The following is a 14,065-nucleotide window of genomic DNA, read 5'->3' as shown; positions in this document are numbered from 1 at the left end:
GCATGCCGCCCCGCACCCCGCTCCCGCCGTACCCTCGACTGCCCCTGCTCGTCACGGCCGACGACGACCTGCTCGACGAGCTGTTGCGGCTCGCCGCGGCCGGCGGCGTCGAGGTCGAGCTGGCGGCCGACCCGGCCGCCGCCCGCGCCCGCTGGGGGCCGGCGCCGCTGGTGCTTGTCGGCGTCGACCAGGCGGCGGCCTGCCTGCGGGCCCGCCTCCCCCGACGTTCCCGCACCGTCCTGGTCGGACGCTCCGGCCAGCTTGATCCGGGTACGGAGCTGGCCGAGCTGATCGGCGCCGAGCACGTGGCCACCCTGCCCGCGGCGGAGCCCTGGCTGGTCGACCGCTTCGGCGAGTGTGCGGCCGGGCCGGTCGGCGCGGGCCCGGGGCGGATCGTGGCGGTGCTCGGCGGGCGCGGCGGCGCCGGGGCCAGCGTGCTCGCCGGTGGGCTCGCCGTCAGCGCGGCCCGAGCCCGGCTGCGTACGCTGCTCGTGGACGCCGACCCGCTCGGCGGCGGCCTCGACCTGGTGCTCGGCTGGGAGCAGCTCGACGGGCTGCGCTGGCCCGAGCTGGCCGGCGCCGACGGTCGCGTCGACCCGCCGTCGCTTGTCCGCGCCCTGCCCAGCCGGGGTGACCTGGTCGTGCTCTCGTGGGACCGGGGCGACCTGCGGCACCTGCCGGCCGAGGCGATGGCCGCCACGGTCGACGCCGGCCGGCGAGGTCGCGACCTGGTCGTGCTCGACCTGCCCCGCCACCTCGACGACGCGGCCGTGATCGCGCTCCAGGCCGCCGACCGGGCGTTCCTCGTGGTGCCCGCGGAGCTGCGGGCCACCGCCGCCGCGGCCCGGGTGGCCGCCGTGGTGGCCCCGCACTGCGAAGACCTGTCGGTGATCGTGCGCGGCCCGGCTCCCGGGCGGCTCCGGGCCGCCGAGGTGTCCCGCGCGCTCGGCCTTCCGCTGGCCGGCACGCTCCGCCCCGAGCCCGGCCTGTGCCGAGGGTTGGAACGCGGCGAGGCGCCGGGCGCCACCGGCAAGGGTCCACTCGCCGTGCTGTGCCAGCGGCTCGTGGACGAGTTGACCGGCCGATCCGCGGCGGGTGCGGCGTGAGCGGGCCGACGAGCCCGGGCGAGCTGGCCGTCCGGGTCCGGCACCGGTTCGCCGCCGACGCCACCCCGGTCACCTCCGCCGCGGTCGTCTCCGCGGTACGCGCCGAGCCGGCCGCCGGCGTGCTCGGCGACACCACCCTGCTGCGGATCGCCGACCGGGTGCACGACGACCTGGTCGGTGCCGGCCCGCTCGCGCCCTTCCTGGCCGACCCGGAGGTCACCGACGTGCTGGTGAACGGCGTCCGGGTCTGGGTCGACCGGGGGCGGGGGCTGCACCAGGTGGCCGTGCCGCTCGGCACGGTCGACGACGTACGCCGGTTGGCGCAGCGGCTGACCGCCGCCGCCGGTCGCCGGCTGGACGACGCCTCGCCCTACGCCGACGCGCGACTGCCCGACGGCACCCGGCTGCACGCCGTGCTGCCACCGGTGGCGACCGACGGTCCCTACCTGTCCCTGCGTACCTTCCGGCAGCGTCCGTTCACCCTGGACGAGCTGGTCGACCACGGCACCGTGCCCCGGCCGGTGGCCCCGCTGCTCGACGCGGTGGTGGCCGCCCGGCTGGCATACCTGGTCACCGGCGGCACCGGGTCCGGCAAGACGACGCTGCTCAACACGTTGCTCGGCCTGGTGCCCGGCACCGAGCGGATCGTGCTTGTGGAGGATGCCGCGGAGCTGCGCCCGGTGCACCCGCACGTGATCGGGTTGCAGGCGCGTACCGCGAACGTCGAGGGCGCCGGCGTGGTCGGGCTCGGCGACCTGGTCCGGCAGGCGCTGCGGATGCGACCGGACCGGCTGGTGGTGGGCGAGTGCCGGGGCGCCGAGGTGGTCGACCTGCTGGCCGCGTTGAACACCGGCCACGACGGCGGGGCGGGGACGCTGCACGCCAACGCGCCGACGGACGTGCCCGCCCGGCTGGAGGCGCTGGGCATGCTCGGCGGGCTGCCACGGGCCGCGCTGCACGCCCAGGTCGCCGCCGCGTTGCAGGTCGTCCTCCAGGTCCGCCGGACCGGCGAGGGGCGGGTCCTCGACTCGATCGGCCTGCTCCTGCCGGAAGGGAGCGACCGGCTGGTGACGGTGGTTCCGGCCTGGATACGCGGCCGTGGTCTCGGCCTGGCCGCCCGGCCGCTCGGCAACCTGCTGCGCGAGCGTGGAGTGCCCGTGCCGCCGGTCCTCCGCGTGGTCTGGCCGGGCTCGGCGGGCCCGTCGTGACCGGTCAACTCTGGCTCGTGGTCGTGCTCCTGGCCGGTGCCGCGGTGGCGGTTGCCTGGCCGGTACGCGCCGGCCGCGCCCGACGCCGCTCGGTCCTCGACCCCGGGCGAGATGTCGGCCGTCTGCCTGGTTCGAGGCCCCATCTCGGCGGTCCGCCTGTTTCGGGGCCGGATCTCGGCGGTCCGCCTTCCACGGGTGGCCGGGGCGATGCACGCCCGGCGCTGCCCGCGCGGCGTGCCCTGCCGACGGCCGCGCTGCTCGGCGGTGGGGCCGGAGCAGTCCTCGGTGGTCCGGTGGCCGCGCTGGCGCTGGCCGCCTACGGGACGCTCGCGGCCCGTGCCGCGCTGCGTCGGCGTACCCGCCGGGCGGCCGACCTGGCTCACCGCCACGACCTCGACCGGCTCGGTGCCGCCGCCGCCGACCTGCGGGCCGGCCTGCCCGTCGACGGGGTGTTCGACAGCGGCACCGGCCGGATGGTCCGGCTGGCCCGGGCCGCGGTGCGGCTCGCCGACCGGACCGGGGCGCCACTGGCCGATCTGCTTGAGCGGATCGAGGCCGACGCACGTACGGCCGATCGAGGTCTCGCCGCTGCCGCTGCCCAGGCTGCCGGCGCTCGGGCGACCGCCTGGCTGCTCGCCGCCCTGCCGCTCGGTGGGATCGGCCTCGGCTACGCCATCGGGGTCGATCCGGTGGAGGTGCTCCTGCACACGCCGGTCGGCGGCGGTAGCGCCCTGGCGGCAGTCGCCCTGCAGATCGGTGGGTTGCTCTGGGCGGAGCGGCTCGGTGCGGGGCCGGGGCGGGCGGTCTGATGTCCCGCCAGGCGATGGCCGCCGCCTGCCTCAGCGCCGCCGCGTCGCTCCTCGTCGTCGCCGGCCCGGTCGTCCGCCCGGCCCGGCGACTGCGCCGGCTCGCGTCCACCCCTCGGCGTGGCCGTCCCAGCTGGTGGCCGGACCGGGTCCGGTGGGGTGCCGGCCTGGCCGGCGTGGCCGTGGCGGTGGTCGTCGGCGGGTGGGCCGGCCTGGTCGCCGGGCCGCTCGCCGGCGTGGTCGCCGACCGGCTGCTACGCCGGATCGAGCCGCGTGCCGTGCGCGACCGGCGGCTGCGCGAGACCGCCGACCTGCCGCTCGCCGCGGACCTGCTGGCCGCGGCGCTGCGGGCCGGCGCGCCTGTCGACCGCTCGGCGCTCGCGGTCGCGGAGGCGCTCGGCGGGCCACTCGCGGACCGGCTCGGCCGGGTGGGCCGCACGCTGGGCCTGGGCGGTACGGCGATCGAGGCGTGGGAGCACCTGCGACCCGTGCCCGGTGCGGGGAGTTTGGTCGCCGCCGCGGTCCGCTCGTCGAACAGCGGAGCCGCGCTGGCGGGCGCGCTCACCCGGCTCGCCGACGACCTGCGGGCCGAACGCTCGACGGCGGCCGAGGCCACCGCCCGGCGCGCGGGCGTGCTCATCGTGTTGCCGCTCGGGCTGTGCTTCCTGCCCGCCTTCATTCTCGCCGGTCTGGTGCCGGTGATCGTCGCCGTTCTCGGCGACGTCCTGTGAACCATCGAGAAGGGACGTACGACATGCGCAAGCTCCTCACCCGCCTCCGCGGCGACGCCGGCATGAACACGGCGGAGTACGCGGTGGGCACCCTCGCGGCGGTCGCCTTCGCCGGAATCCTGCTGAAGGTGCTCACCTCCGGAAACGTGCAGTCCGCGTTGACCGCCGTCATCGACCGGGCCCTGAAGTGACCGGACGCCGGTGGGCCGGCCGGTGCACCCGCCTCCACCCGGCCCCGGGGGTCGACGGTGCGGTCCACCGGGGCGGTGTCGTCCGGCGGCGCCCGGGGGAGCGGGGGTCGTTCACGGCCGAGTTGGCGGCCGGCCTGCCGGCGTTGATGCTCCTCCTGGTCGCCGGGCTCACCGCGGTCGACGCGGTGACCACGCGGGCGGGCTGCGTCGACGCGGCCCGGGAGGCGGCGCTCGCCGCCGCCCGGGGCGAGCCGGGCACGGCTGCCGGCGCCCGGTACGCCCCCGCGGGCGCGGAGGTGACGGTGACGGTGGCCGGCGACCGGGTGACCGCGAGCGTCCGGGCGCCGGTCCGGACGGTCGGTGCGCGGCTGCCCCGGACGACCGTGTCGGGCGTGGCGGTGGCCGCCGTGGAACCCGGCGCTCCCGGCCCGGTGCCGTGACGCCGGGCCGGGAGCCGGCCGAGCGGGGTGGCGCGACGGTGTGTCTGCTCGCGATCGGCCTGGTGTTCGTGCTCGTCGGGCTGTTCGGCGCCGGGATCGGCGCTGCCCGGTGCGCGCGTCATCAGGCCCGGGTCGCGGCCGACTTCGGCGCGTTGGCGGGCGCGGGCCGTGTGCTCGACGGGACGGATACCGCATGTGCGTCGGCCGCCGCGCTGGTGTCGGCCAATGACGGTCGGCTGACCGGCTGCCGGGTCGACGGCCTCGACCTGATCGTCACGGCGGAGGTGCGGGTCGCGCCGTTGCCCGGGCTGGCCCGCGTCGCCACCGCGACCTCGCGCGCCGGCCCGGCCCGCGTCGGCGACCCCTGACGTCAGCGTGGCGCGTCCAGCGGGTCCCCGCCGGCGGCTTTGGGTGCGGTTGTTGTCGCTGGGGGCGACCATAACCGCACCCAAAGCCATCGGCCCTCCACCCACCGGGCCGCTTGCAGCGTTGTGCGGACCCCGGTGCGCGAGTACGAACCGCAGTCAGGTCGTCGCCTGGCCGGCCGGCGATACCGGACGTACGGGCGTCGCCGGCCGGCCTCACGGTCAGCGGGACTGGAGGGCGTCCAGACCCACGGCCATGGCGATGACCAACCGGCGGTCGATGTGCGGGTGCTGGATGTCGACGACGTACCGGTCGCGCAGGCCCCACTTCTTGTCGACGGAGAACACCGGCTGACCGCCGGCCACGAAGTCGAAGTGGTACGGCAACCAGGAGAGCGAATCCACGAAGCGTCGTAGCAGCGCCACCGGCATGCTGCGCTCCTGCCCGACCGCCGGGGGCAGGCCGGGCTGCTCGACGTGCCAGGTCGAACGCAGCAGCGACTGGGCGAAGTCCTTACGGAACAGGCCGATCGGGTTGCCGGCGTGGTCGGTCACGTCATAGGTGGCACCGAGGTCGAGCCGCTGACGGGCCTTGAAGCCGAGGAGAGGGTACTGCTTGGTGTCATCGGTGTAGATGGTGACCTGTTCCTTGAAGGCGAGCCGCTTCTGCTGCGCGAATGCGAGCAGCCCACCCTCGGAGCCGTCCGGTGCCACGGCATGCACCTCGTACTGGTTGACCATCATCCGAATCCGCTGCCGGACGATGAACCGGTGCTGAGCCTGCAGGTTGTCGAGCGACATCTGATCTCCTTTGAGGGGTCGCCGGAGTCTTGCACAGCGGCGCCACCGTCGCGCGCTCGCACAGTGCTTCCGGGCAGCTCCGACGTCGCCTCGTCTCCGTCGCAGCGGATGCGTGATCGGCTCCAGTTCGCCGCGGTGGCGGTGTCGACCGCCAACCGATACCGCTCCCCGGCCGGCAGCTCGAACGAGAACCGGTCCGGCGGCTTGAGCGGCGGTGGCGTGCGGATCAGCGTCCGCCGTCCACCGTCGCCTTCAACGCCCAGGTGTTGAGCACCTGGTGGATGCCGCGCAGACGTTCGTTGATCTGCTCCAGCCGCTCCGCCTGGGCCAGGTGCGCCAGCGCGGTGCCCAGCGCGATCTGCTGGTCCGCGGTCAGGTTCTCCTGGTCGATGGCATAGAGCAGCTCGACGGTCTCGGCGATAGTGTCGGCCACGGCGGCACCTCCGGCGGACGGGTCTCGGGGTCACGTCTGCGCTACCGGAATGATGCATGGAAGCGCTCCCATGTATCAATGCCCCGACGCCGCCGACCTCATGCACCCGTCCCATCCATCAGACGCCGGCACCCCACCGATCGAGCCTCGACCAGCACTCGGGGCCGCCATTTCGGCGATGTGGCGGGGTCCGGCACCCGCCGATGCCACCACTTCGCCGAACTGGCGAGCGAGACGGCGTGCGGGCACGGGAGACGGCGTACGGGCACGGGCCGGGGCGAACGGCAGGCGACGAGCAGCAAAGGCGAGGGGCAAAGGCGAGGGGCAAAGGCGAGGGGCAAAGGCGAGGGGCAGGGACGAGCGGCAAGGACCCGAGTCAGGAACGAGCGGCGGGAGGGCCGCCGGGGTCAGTCCGTCGGGCCGCCGGCCGTCGACCGTCGCGCCGTCCGGTCGTCCTGCCGCGGCAGCGCTCCGCCGCGTCCCGCGCCCGGAGCAACCCCACCGCCCGCCCCGGTACCGTCGGCAACGCCACCCGTACCGGGACCGCCCGCCACACCGCCGCCAATCCCGGGACCGTCGGAAGCGTCGCCAACCCCGCAACTGTCGGAAGCGTCGCCAACCCCGGGACTGTCGGAAGCGTCGCCAACCCCGGGACCGTCGGAAGCGTCGCCAACCCCGCAACTGTCGGAAGCGTCGCCAGCCCCGGAGGCACCGGGCGAGCATCCGGCGAGGTGGGCCAGCACCACGTCGAGGATCTGCACCGCTTCCGGCTTGGCCAGCGGGTTGTTGCCATTTCCGCACTTCGGGGACTGGACGCAGGACGGGCACCCGGTCTCGCACCCGCACTCGACGATCGCGTCCCGGGTGGCGCGCAGCCAGGCGGCGGCCGTCCCGTACGCCCGCTCGGCGAAGCCCGCCCCGCCGGGGTGACCGTCGTAGACGAAGACGGTCGGGGCCTCGGTGTCGGGATGCAGGGCGGTGGACAGCCCGCCGATGTCCCACCTGTCGCAGGTCGCGATCAGCGGCAGCAGGCCGATCGCGGCGTGTTCGGCGGCGTGCAGCGCCCCGGGGACGTCCGCCGCGTCCACGCCGGCGCGGGCCAGCGACTCCGGGGAGAGCGTGAACCAGACCGCGACGGTACGCAGTTCCCGCGCCGGCAGGTCCAGCGGGCGGGTGTCGATCACCTCGCCGGTGGCGATGCGCCGCCGCTGGTACGACACCACCTGGCTGGTCACGTCCACCTCGCCGAGGAAGAGCCCGACCGGGCCGGCGTCGGTGTACGAGCGGACGGAGACCACGGAGAGCGAGGTGACGTCGCGGGCGTGGGTGGACCAGTCCGGCTCCTCGGCGTGCACGAGCGCGCACCCGTCGGCCAGGTCGAGCGCGTCGACCAGGTAGGAGACGCCCTGGTGCAGGTAGACCGCGCCGGTGTGGAGCAGGAAGTGCGCGGAGCCGCCGTCGACGGTGCCGAGTAGCCGGCCGGTGGACTCCTCCACCACGCAGACCGGGGCGCCGCCCTCGCCGCGCAGGTCGACCTCGGGGCGTTCCCGGTGCCGCCAGTACCAGCCGGTGGGCCGTTGCCGCAGCGCGCCCGCCTCGACGAGGGAGTCCACCGCCTCCTTCGCGCCCTCGCCGAAGAGGTCCAGGTCGGCCGGGGTGAGCGGGGCCTCGTGGGCGGCGCAGGCGAGTTGCGGCGCGAGCACGTACGGATTGGCCGGGTCGAGCACGGTGGCTTCGACGGGACGCCCGAACAGCGCCTCCGGGTGGTGCACGAGGTAGGTGTCGAGCGGGTCGTCGCGGGCCACCAGCACCGCCAGGGCCTCGTCCCCGCCGCGCCCGGCCCGTCCGGCCTGTTGCCACAGCGAGGCGCGGGTGCCGGGCCAGCCGCAGATCAGCACCGCGTCCAGCCCGACCAGGTCGACGCCGAGTTCGAGCGCGTTGGTGGAGGCGAGCCCGAGCAGGTCGCCGCGCAGCAGCGCCCGTTCCAGCTCGCGGCGTTCCTCGCGCAGGTAGCCGGCCCGGTAGGCGGCCACCCGGTCGCCCAGCCCGGGCACCGCCTCGTCGAGCGCCCGCCTGGCGTTCGCGGCGACCACCTCGGCGCCCCGGCGGGACCTGACGAAGGCGAGCGTGCGTACCCCCTCGACGACGCTGTCGGTGAGCAGGTCGGCGGTCTCCCGCAGCGCCGAGCGCCGGACCGACACCAGGTCGGCGACCTCGCCCTCCGAAGAGGGCAGCAGCGGCGGCTCCCAGAGCGCGAACGTCACGCCGCCGCGCGGGGAGGTGTCCTCGGTGACGGCGGTGACGGGCAGGCCGGTGAGCCGCCCGGCCGCCGCCGCCGGGTCGCCCGACGTGGCCGAGGCCAGCAGAAACACGGGGGTACGACCGAAGCGGGCGCACTGCCGGCGTAACCGTCGCAGCACGTGGGCGACGTGTGAGCCGAACACGCCCCGGTAGGTGTGACACTCGTCGACCACCACGTACGCGAGCCGGCGCAGGAAGCCGGACCAGTGCGCGTGCCCGGGCAGGATGCCGTGGTGCAGCATGTCCGGGTTGGTCAGCACGAAGCGGGCGTGCCGGCGGATCCACTCCCGTTCGGCGCGCGGTGTGTCCCCGTCGTAGGTGGCGGGGCGTACCCCGTCGAGTTCCAGGCCGGCGACGGCGCGGAGCTGGTCGGCGGCGAGCGCCTTGGTCGGGGCCAGGTAGAGCACTGTGGCGCGCGGGTCGGTGAGCAGGGTGCTCAGTGCCGGGAGCTGGTATGCCAGGGACTTGCCGGACGCCGTGCCGGTGGCCACCACGACGTGCTGTCCCGCGTACGCCAGCTCGGCGGCCTCGGTCTGGTGCCGCCACGGCGCGACCACGCCGCGTCGCGCGAACGCCGCCCGCAGGTCGTCCGGCGCCCAGCCGGGCCACGGCGCGGGTTCGCCCGCGCGGGCCGGCACCCGCTCGACGTGGGTGACCGGGTCGGTGGCGTGGCGCAGCCGCAGCCGACGCAGCAGCTCGGCCGGCGCGCGCGTCGGGCCGGGCCTGTCGTCGGTCACGTCCTGCACTCTCGCACTGGTGTTCGGAATTGGGAACCGCAGGGTGGGGGTATGGGGAGGGTCGGGCCGGTGACCCGAAGTGGTCGCACGCCGGGATGGTTAGATGCCCAGGAGAGTTTACCGAGGAGGAGTCGATGGAGCTGTCGCTGGCGACCAGCACCGTGGGAGAGCACACGGTGCTTGAGGTCGGCGGTGAGGTGGATGTCTACACCGCCCCCCGCCTGCGGGAACGGCTCATCGAGCTGATCGACGGCGGGGCCCGCCACGTGGTGGTGGACCTGGGTCGGGTGGACTTCCTCGACTCGACCGGGCTCGGTGTGCTTGTCGGCGCGTTGAAGCGGCTCCGCGCGGCCGGTGGCTCGTTCGGCCTGGTCTGCGACAAGGAGCCGCTGCTCAAGATTTTCCGGATCACCGCCCTGGACCAGGTCTTCCCGCTGCACCCGACGGTCGACGCGGCCATCGCCGCCGACTCCACCGGCGCGTGATGGCCACCGTCAAGCTTTCCTTCTCTCCGGCGCCGGTCCACGTGCGCACCGCCCGTCTGGTCGGCGTCGCGGTGGCCCGGCGGGCCGGCGTACGGGAGGATCTGCTCGACGAGGTGCGCCTGGCCATCGGTGAGGCGTGCACCCGGGCGGTCGCGCTGCACCGGCAGTACGGGTTGGCGGAGCCGGTGTACGTGGAGATGTCCGACGGCGGGCCGTACACGGTGCGGGTGGTGGACCGGGCCCCGATCGAGGCGGGTCTCGGGCTGGCCGCGCTCGGCCCGGACGAGTTGGCCAAGGAATCGCTCAGCGAGGACGCGCTCACCACCGGCGTGGGGTTCGCCCTGCTCGCCGGTTTCGTGGAGGATCTTCAGGTCCGCCCGGTGGACGAGGGCGTCGGCACCGAGGTCCGGATGGCCTGGCCGGCCGGCCGCCTCTGACCGTTCCTCCCGCAGGCCGCGTTCCCCGCCCGGGGGGGCGCGGCCTCGTCGTGTTGACCGGCCCATATATCAGATTTCCTCGCCTAACACAGTTACGAAGATCATCGGCGGCGGGTGGCCCCTCGATGTGACCCTCACCACGCCGGAGGGCTACAGTACCCGGGTTGTCAGCAAGTGGTCGCTCCCCGCAGCCAGCGGGACCGGGTGGATGGCGCGCGCTGGCGAGTTCGCTTCCAGGCGTCGGCCCGTGCGTCTCCACGAGCCGACGCGAGTGTTCGGTACAGGAGGACACAGATGTCCGGGACCTTGGCCGCCGACGGCGGCGCACTGTCCCTTACCGGAGCCAACGTGACGTACGTCGTCATCGCCGCGGTCATCGCGCTGGTGGCGCTCGTCTTCGCCGCCGCCTTGACCAAGGCGGTACTGGCAGCCGGTACGGGAACCACAAACATGCAGGAGATCTCCGGGGCGGTGCAGGAGGGCGCGTCGGCGTACCTGCTGCGGCAGTTCCGCACCCTGGCGATCTTCGTGGTGATCGCCGTCGTGCTGCTGTTCCTGCTGCCGGTGCACGACACCGACGGCAACCAGACGCTGGTGAAGATCGGCCGGTCGGCGTTCTTCGTGGTGGGTGCGCTGTTCAGCGCGTTCATCGGCGGCGCCGGCATGTGGCTGGCCACCCGCGCCAACCTGCGGGTCGCCGCCGCCGCCCGGGAGCGGGAAGGCGGGCGCGAGGGCGCCATGAAGATCGCCTTCCGCACCGGCGGCGTGGTCGGCTTCCTCACCGTCGGCCTCGGCCTGTTCGGCGCGGCGCTCGTCGTCATCCTGTTCCGGGGTGACGCGCCGACCGTGCTGGAGGGCTTCGGCTTCGGCGCCGCGCTGCTCGCCATGTTCATGCGGGTCGGCGGCGGCATCTTCACCAAGGCCGCCGACGTCGGCGCCGACCTGGTCGGCAAGGTCGAGCAGGGCATCCCGGAGGACGACCCGCGCAACGCCGCCACCATCGCCGACAACGTGGGCGACAACGTCGGCGACTGCGCCGGCATGGCCGCCGACCTCTTCGAGTCGTACGCGGTCACGCTCGTCGCGGCGCTGATCCTGGGCCGGGCCGCGTTCGGCGAGGACGGCCTGGTCTTCCCGCTGATCATCTCCACCATCGGCGTGCTCGTCGCGATCGTCGGTGTCTTCATCACCCGGCTGCGCACCAGCGACCGCAACGGCCTCACCGCGATCAACCGGGCCTTCTACCTCTCCGCGGTGATCGCCGCGGTGCTCGTGGCGGTCGCGGCGTTCGCGTACCTGCCGGCGACGTTCGGCGAGCTGGAGGGCGGGCTGACCGACGTCGACCGCAACCCGCGGCTGGTGGCCATCGGCGCGGTCGTGATCGGCATCGTGCTGGCCGCCGCGATCCAGGCGCTCACCGGCTACTTCACCGAGACCAACAGGCGCCCGGTACAGGACATCGGCAAGAGCTCGCAGACCGGCGCCGCCACCGTCATCCTGGCCGGCATCAGCATCGGCCTGGAGTCGGCGGTCTACTCGGCGCTGCTGATCGGCGCCGGCGTCTTCGGCGCGTTCCTGCTCGGCGGCAGCTCGATCACGCTGTCGCTGTTCGCGGTCGCGCTTGCCGGCACCGGCCTGCTCACCACCGTCGGCGTCATCGTCGCGATGGACACGTTCGGCCCGATCTCCGACAACGCGCAGGGCGTGGCCGAGATGTCCGGCGACATCGACGAGCACGGCGCGCGGACGCTCACCGAGCTGGACGCGGTCGGCAACACCACCAAGGCGATCACCAAGGGCATCGCGATCGCCACCGCGGTGCTGGCCGCCACCGCGCTGTTCGGCTCGTACACCGACACGCTGCGGACCTCGTACTCCGACGCGGGTGTGGGCGACGTCGGCACCGAGATCCTCAACTCGCTGAACGTGGCCAACCCGCGCAACCTGGTCGGCCTGATCATCGGCGCGGCGGTGGTCTTCCTCTTCTCCGGCCTGGCCATCAACGCGGTCTCCCGCTCGGCCGGCGCCGTGGTGATGGAGGTACGCCGGCAGTTCCGCGAGCTGCCAGGCATCATGGACCGCACCCAGCGGCCCGAGTACGGCAAGGTCGTGGACATCTGCACCCGGGACGCGCAGCGCGAGCTGATGACCCCCGGCCTGCTGGCCATCCTGGCCCCGATCGCGGTCGGCTTCGGCCTCGGCCCGGGCGCGCTGGCCGCGTACCTGGCCGGTGCGATCGGCGCGGGCACGCTGATGGCGGTCTTCCTGGCCAACTCCGGCGGCGCCTGGGACAACGGCAAGAAGCTGGTGGAGGACGGCGCGTACGGCGGCAAGGGCTCCGACGCGCACTCCGCCACCGTCATCGGTGACACCGTCGGTGACCCGTTCAAGGACACCGCCGGCCCGGCGATCAACCCGCTGATCAAGGTGATGAACCTGGTCTCGCTGCTGATCGCGCCGGCCGTGGTGGCCTGGAGCGTGGGCGACGACAAGAACACCCCGCTGCGCATCACGATCGCCGTGGTGGCCGCGCTCGTCATCGCCGCCGCGGTGGTGTTCAGCAAGCGCAAGGGCGTGGCCATGTCCGACTCGGACGACACCGGCGCGGGCACCCCGGACCAGCACCCGGAGACGGTGAGCGCCTGATCGACGTGACGGTTCCCGGCCGGCCCGCAGGTCGGCCGGGAACCGCACGAAACCTGACCGGTGGCGGTTCCACCCGGAGGTCGTACGCTGCAACGCATGCGTACGTGCCGGGCGGCAACCGCCGGAAAGCTCACGGTGGTCCTGGCCACGCTGGTCCTCGTCGTCGCCGGGTGCGGCGGCCCCAGCCCGCGGGCCTGGGCCGCCTCGGTCTGCCAGGCGCTCACGCCGTGGCGCGCGGAGATCTCCAAGCTGACCAGCAGCACCCAGCAGCAGATGACCGCGCAGACCACCCCGGCGCAGGCCAAGGAGAACCTGGTGCGGCTCTTCTCCGGCGCCGAGCAGGCGAGCGAGACGGCCCGGCGCAAGGTCGAGGAGGCGGGCGTGCCCGAGGTGGAGCGCGGCAGCGACGTCTCCGCCGGGTTCCAGGGTTCGCTCGGCAAGATGCGCGACGCGTACGGGCGGGCCCGGACCACCATCGACGGGCTCGACACCGCCCAGGCCGGCCCGTTCTACGACGGCGTGCGCGCCGCCGTGGACACGCTGAACAAGGAGTACGACGCGAGCGCGCTGGACACCAGCAAGCTCAACTCACCCGAGCTCAAAGAGGCCTTCGACGAGGTCCCGGAGTGTCGCTGACCCCTCCCACCCCGAACCCGGCCCGCCAGCCCTCGCTGTTCTCCACCGAGGCGGCCGATCCCTCGCTGGCGGACCTCGCCGGCCTGCTCGCCGGGCCGGGGGAGGTGGTGCGGATGGGCGGCACGGCCCGGCTCTCCGTGGTGGTGGACGCCGCCTGGCGGGTGCACGTGCTGGTGGCCGAGATGGCCGCCCGGGGCGTGCCGGCGAGCTGGGAGCCGACCGCGGACGGCCGGCACCGGGTGCGCACCGCGTACGCGACCACGCTGGCCCCGCTGGCCCGGGCCTGGCTGCGCGGCACGGCGAAGCGGCCACCGGCCCGGTTCCACCTCGACGGGCGGCGGCTGCGGCTCTGGGTCGCCGCCGCCGGTGCCGCCGAGCCGGCCGGGTTCCGGCTCCGGCTCGGCCCGGCCGACGAGCAGTGCTGGCCGGCGGTGCGCGCCGCGCTGGCCGCGGTGGGGCTGCCGGCCGCGTTCGTCGAGCCCGAGGACGGCGGGCCCGCGTACCGGATCGGTGGCCGGCGGATGACCCGGCTCGCCGAGTTGGTCGGGGAGCGGCCCCCGGCCGCGCCGGTCGCGACCTGGCCGGGCCCGCACGGTTGACCACCGACTGTCCGGTCGCGGACCGGCCGGGCCCGCACGGTTGACCACCGACTGTCCGATCGCGGACCGGCCGGGCGGCGATTTGCGCAGGAAAACGACGGGCGTCACCTCCGCCGGGGGTCCGTGATCGTCACAGTGACACG

The 14,065-nt window shown here is 74.6% G+C and carries 14 protein-coding genes and 1 pseudogene; 12 read left to right on the top strand and 3 right to left on the bottom strand.

Features of this window, described 5'->3' with window-relative positions; genetic code table 11:
• Window positions 1-2: 2 nt before the first annotated feature.
• The 7 genes from ssd (at window position 3) to O7602_RS26945 (ending at window position 4,850) form a co-directional block, all read left to right on the top strand.
• Window positions 3-1,106 carry a septum site-determining protein Ssd gene (gene ssd, locus O7602_RS26975; protein WP_281585408.1) on the top strand — a complete coding sequence of 368 codons (1,104 nt, stop codon included), beginning with the start codon at window positions 3-5 and terminating at the stop codon, window positions 1,104-1,106.
• Window positions 1,103-2,314: a TadA family conjugal transfer-associated ATPase gene (locus O7602_RS26970; protein WP_281585407.1), complete on the top strand. Its 1,212-nt coding sequence runs from the start codon at window positions 1,103-1,105 to the stop codon at window positions 2,312-2,314. The genes ssd and O7602_RS26970 overlap by 4 nt, the downstream gene beginning before the upstream one ends.
• Window positions 2,311-3,123: a hypothetical protein gene (locus O7602_RS26965; protein ID WP_281585406.1), complete on the top strand. Its 813-nt coding sequence runs from the start codon at window positions 2,311-2,313 to the stop codon at window positions 3,121-3,123. Before O7602_RS26970 ends, O7602_RS26965 begins: the two co-directional genes overlap by 4 nt.
• On the top strand, window positions 3,123-3,851 hold the full coding sequence (locus tag O7602_RS26960; RefSeq protein ID WP_281585405.1) for a type II secretion system F family protein: 729 nt from the start codon (window positions 3,123-3,125) through the stop codon (window positions 3,849-3,851). The genes O7602_RS26965 and O7602_RS26960 overlap by 1 nt, the downstream gene beginning before the upstream one ends.
• A gap of 23 nt (window positions 3,852-3,874) precedes the next feature.
• Window positions 3,875-4,042 carry a DUF4244 domain-containing protein gene (locus O7602_RS26955; protein ID WP_013283643.1) on the top strand — a complete coding sequence of 56 codons (168 nt, stop codon included), beginning with the start codon at window positions 3,875-3,877 and terminating at the stop codon, window positions 4,040-4,042.
• Between the two features lie 122 nt (window positions 4,043-4,164).
• The gene (locus O7602_RS26950) at window positions 4,165-4,482 is read left to right on the top strand and encodes a TadE family type IV pilus minor pilin (RefSeq protein ID WP_281590553.1); all 318 of its coding nucleotides are present in this window, start codon (window positions 4,165-4,167) and stop codon (window positions 4,480-4,482) included.
• A complete protein-coding gene (locus O7602_RS26945; protein WP_281585404.1) occupies window positions 4,479-4,850 on the top strand; it encodes an Rv3654c family TadE-like protein in 372 nt (123 codons plus the stop codon). The genes O7602_RS26950 and O7602_RS26945 overlap by 4 nt, the downstream gene beginning before the upstream one ends.
• A 219-nt stretch (window positions 4,851-5,069) precedes the next feature.
• On the opposite strand, the gene O7602_RS26940 is transcribed toward O7602_RS26945, so the two are convergent.
• The 3 genes and pseudogenes from O7602_RS26940 to O7602_RS26930 all read right to left on the bottom strand — a co-directional run.
• Window positions 5,070-5,648: a hypothetical protein gene (locus O7602_RS26940; RefSeq protein ID WP_281585403.1), complete on the bottom strand. Its 579-nt coding sequence runs from the start codon at window positions 5,646-5,648 to the stop codon at window positions 5,070-5,072.
• A 226-nt stretch (window positions 5,649-5,874) separates the two neighbouring features.
• Window positions 5,875-6,081 (bottom strand): hypothetical protein, encoded by a 207-nt coding sequence (locus O7602_RS26935; protein ID WP_281585402.1) that lies wholly within the window; start codon window positions 6,079-6,081, stop codon window positions 5,875-5,877.
• Between the two features lie 728 nt (window positions 6,082-6,809).
• Window positions 6,810-9,119: pseudogene (locus tag O7602_RS26930) on the bottom strand (DEAD/DEAH box helicase); the annotation flags it as partial.
• A 134-nt stretch (window positions 9,120-9,253) separates the two neighbouring features.
• Between O7602_RS26930 and O7602_RS26925 the strand changes: the two are divergent.
• The 5 genes from O7602_RS26925 to O7602_RS26905 all read left to right on the top strand — a co-directional run bounded on the left by O7602_RS26925 (window position 9,254) and on the right by O7602_RS26905 (window position 13,922).
• Window positions 9,254-9,604: an STAS domain-containing protein gene (locus O7602_RS26925; protein WP_281585400.1), complete on the top strand. Its 351-nt coding sequence runs from the start codon at window positions 9,254-9,256 to the stop codon at window positions 9,602-9,604.
• Window positions 9,604-10,041 carry an ATP-binding protein gene (locus tag O7602_RS26920; protein WP_281585399.1) on the top strand — a complete coding sequence of 146 codons (438 nt, stop codon included), beginning with the start codon at window positions 9,604-9,606 and terminating at the stop codon, window positions 10,039-10,041. The genes O7602_RS26925 and O7602_RS26920 overlap by 1 nt, the downstream gene beginning before the upstream one ends.
• A gap of 294 nt (window positions 10,042-10,335) precedes the next feature.
• Window positions 10,336-12,687, top strand: coding sequence for a sodium-translocating pyrophosphatase (locus tag O7602_RS26915; RefSeq protein WP_281585398.1), 2,352 nt, complete (start codon window positions 10,336-10,338; stop codon window positions 12,685-12,687).
• Window positions 12,688-12,783: 96 nt separating this feature from the next.
• Window positions 12,784-13,323 carry a hypothetical protein gene (locus O7602_RS26910; RefSeq protein WP_281585397.1) on the top strand — a complete coding sequence of 180 codons (540 nt, stop codon included), beginning with the start codon at window positions 12,784-12,786 and terminating at the stop codon, window positions 13,321-13,323.
• Window positions 13,314-13,922 carry a hypothetical protein gene (locus O7602_RS26905; RefSeq protein WP_281585396.1) on the top strand — a complete coding sequence of 203 codons (609 nt, stop codon included), beginning with the start codon at window positions 13,314-13,316 and terminating at the stop codon, window positions 13,920-13,922. The genes O7602_RS26910 and O7602_RS26905 overlap by 10 nt, the downstream gene beginning before the upstream one ends.
• Window positions 13,923-14,065: the final 143 nt, after the last annotated feature.

Source organism: Micromonospora sp. WMMD1128 (assembly GCF_027497235.1).
Taxonomy (GTDB): Bacteria; Actinomycetota; Actinomycetes; order Mycobacteriales; family Micromonosporaceae; genus Micromonospora.
Note: the sequence above shows the minus strand (reverse complement) of the source record. Positions and strands in the feature narration are given on the sequence as shown.

Excerpts from the sequence above, each read along its gene's own strand:
- O7602_RS26940 (WP_281585403.1), bottom strand. The coding sequence starts at position 5,648 with ATGTCGCTCGACAACCTGCAGGCTCAGCACCGGTTCATCGTCCGGCAG.
- O7602_RS26920 (WP_281585399.1), top strand. The coding sequence starts at position 9,604 with ATGGCCACCGTCAAGCTTTCCTTCTCTCCGGCGCCGGTCCACGTGCGC.
- O7602_RS26925 (WP_281585400.1), top strand. The coding sequence starts at position 9,254 with ATGGAGCTGTCGCTGGCGACCAGCACCGTGGGAGAGCACACGGTGCTT.
- ssd (WP_281585408.1), top strand. The coding sequence starts at position 3 with ATGCCGCCCCGCACCCCGCTCCCGCCGTACCCTCGACTGCCCCTGCTC.
- O7602_RS26915 (WP_281585398.1), top strand. The coding sequence starts at position 10,336 with ATGTCCGGGACCTTGGCCGCCGACGGCGGCGCACTGTCCCTTACCGGA.
- O7602_RS26910 (WP_281585397.1), top strand. The coding sequence starts at position 12,784 with ATGCGTACGTGCCGGGCGGCAACCGCCGGAAAGCTCACGGTGGTCCTG.
- O7602_RS26955 (WP_013283643.1), top strand. The coding sequence starts at position 3,875 with ATGCGCAAGCTCCTCACCCGCCTCCGCGGCGACGCCGGCATGAACACG.
- O7602_RS26960 (WP_281585405.1), top strand. The coding sequence starts at position 3,123 with ATGTCCCGCCAGGCGATGGCCGCCGCCTGCCTCAGCGCCGCCGCGTCG.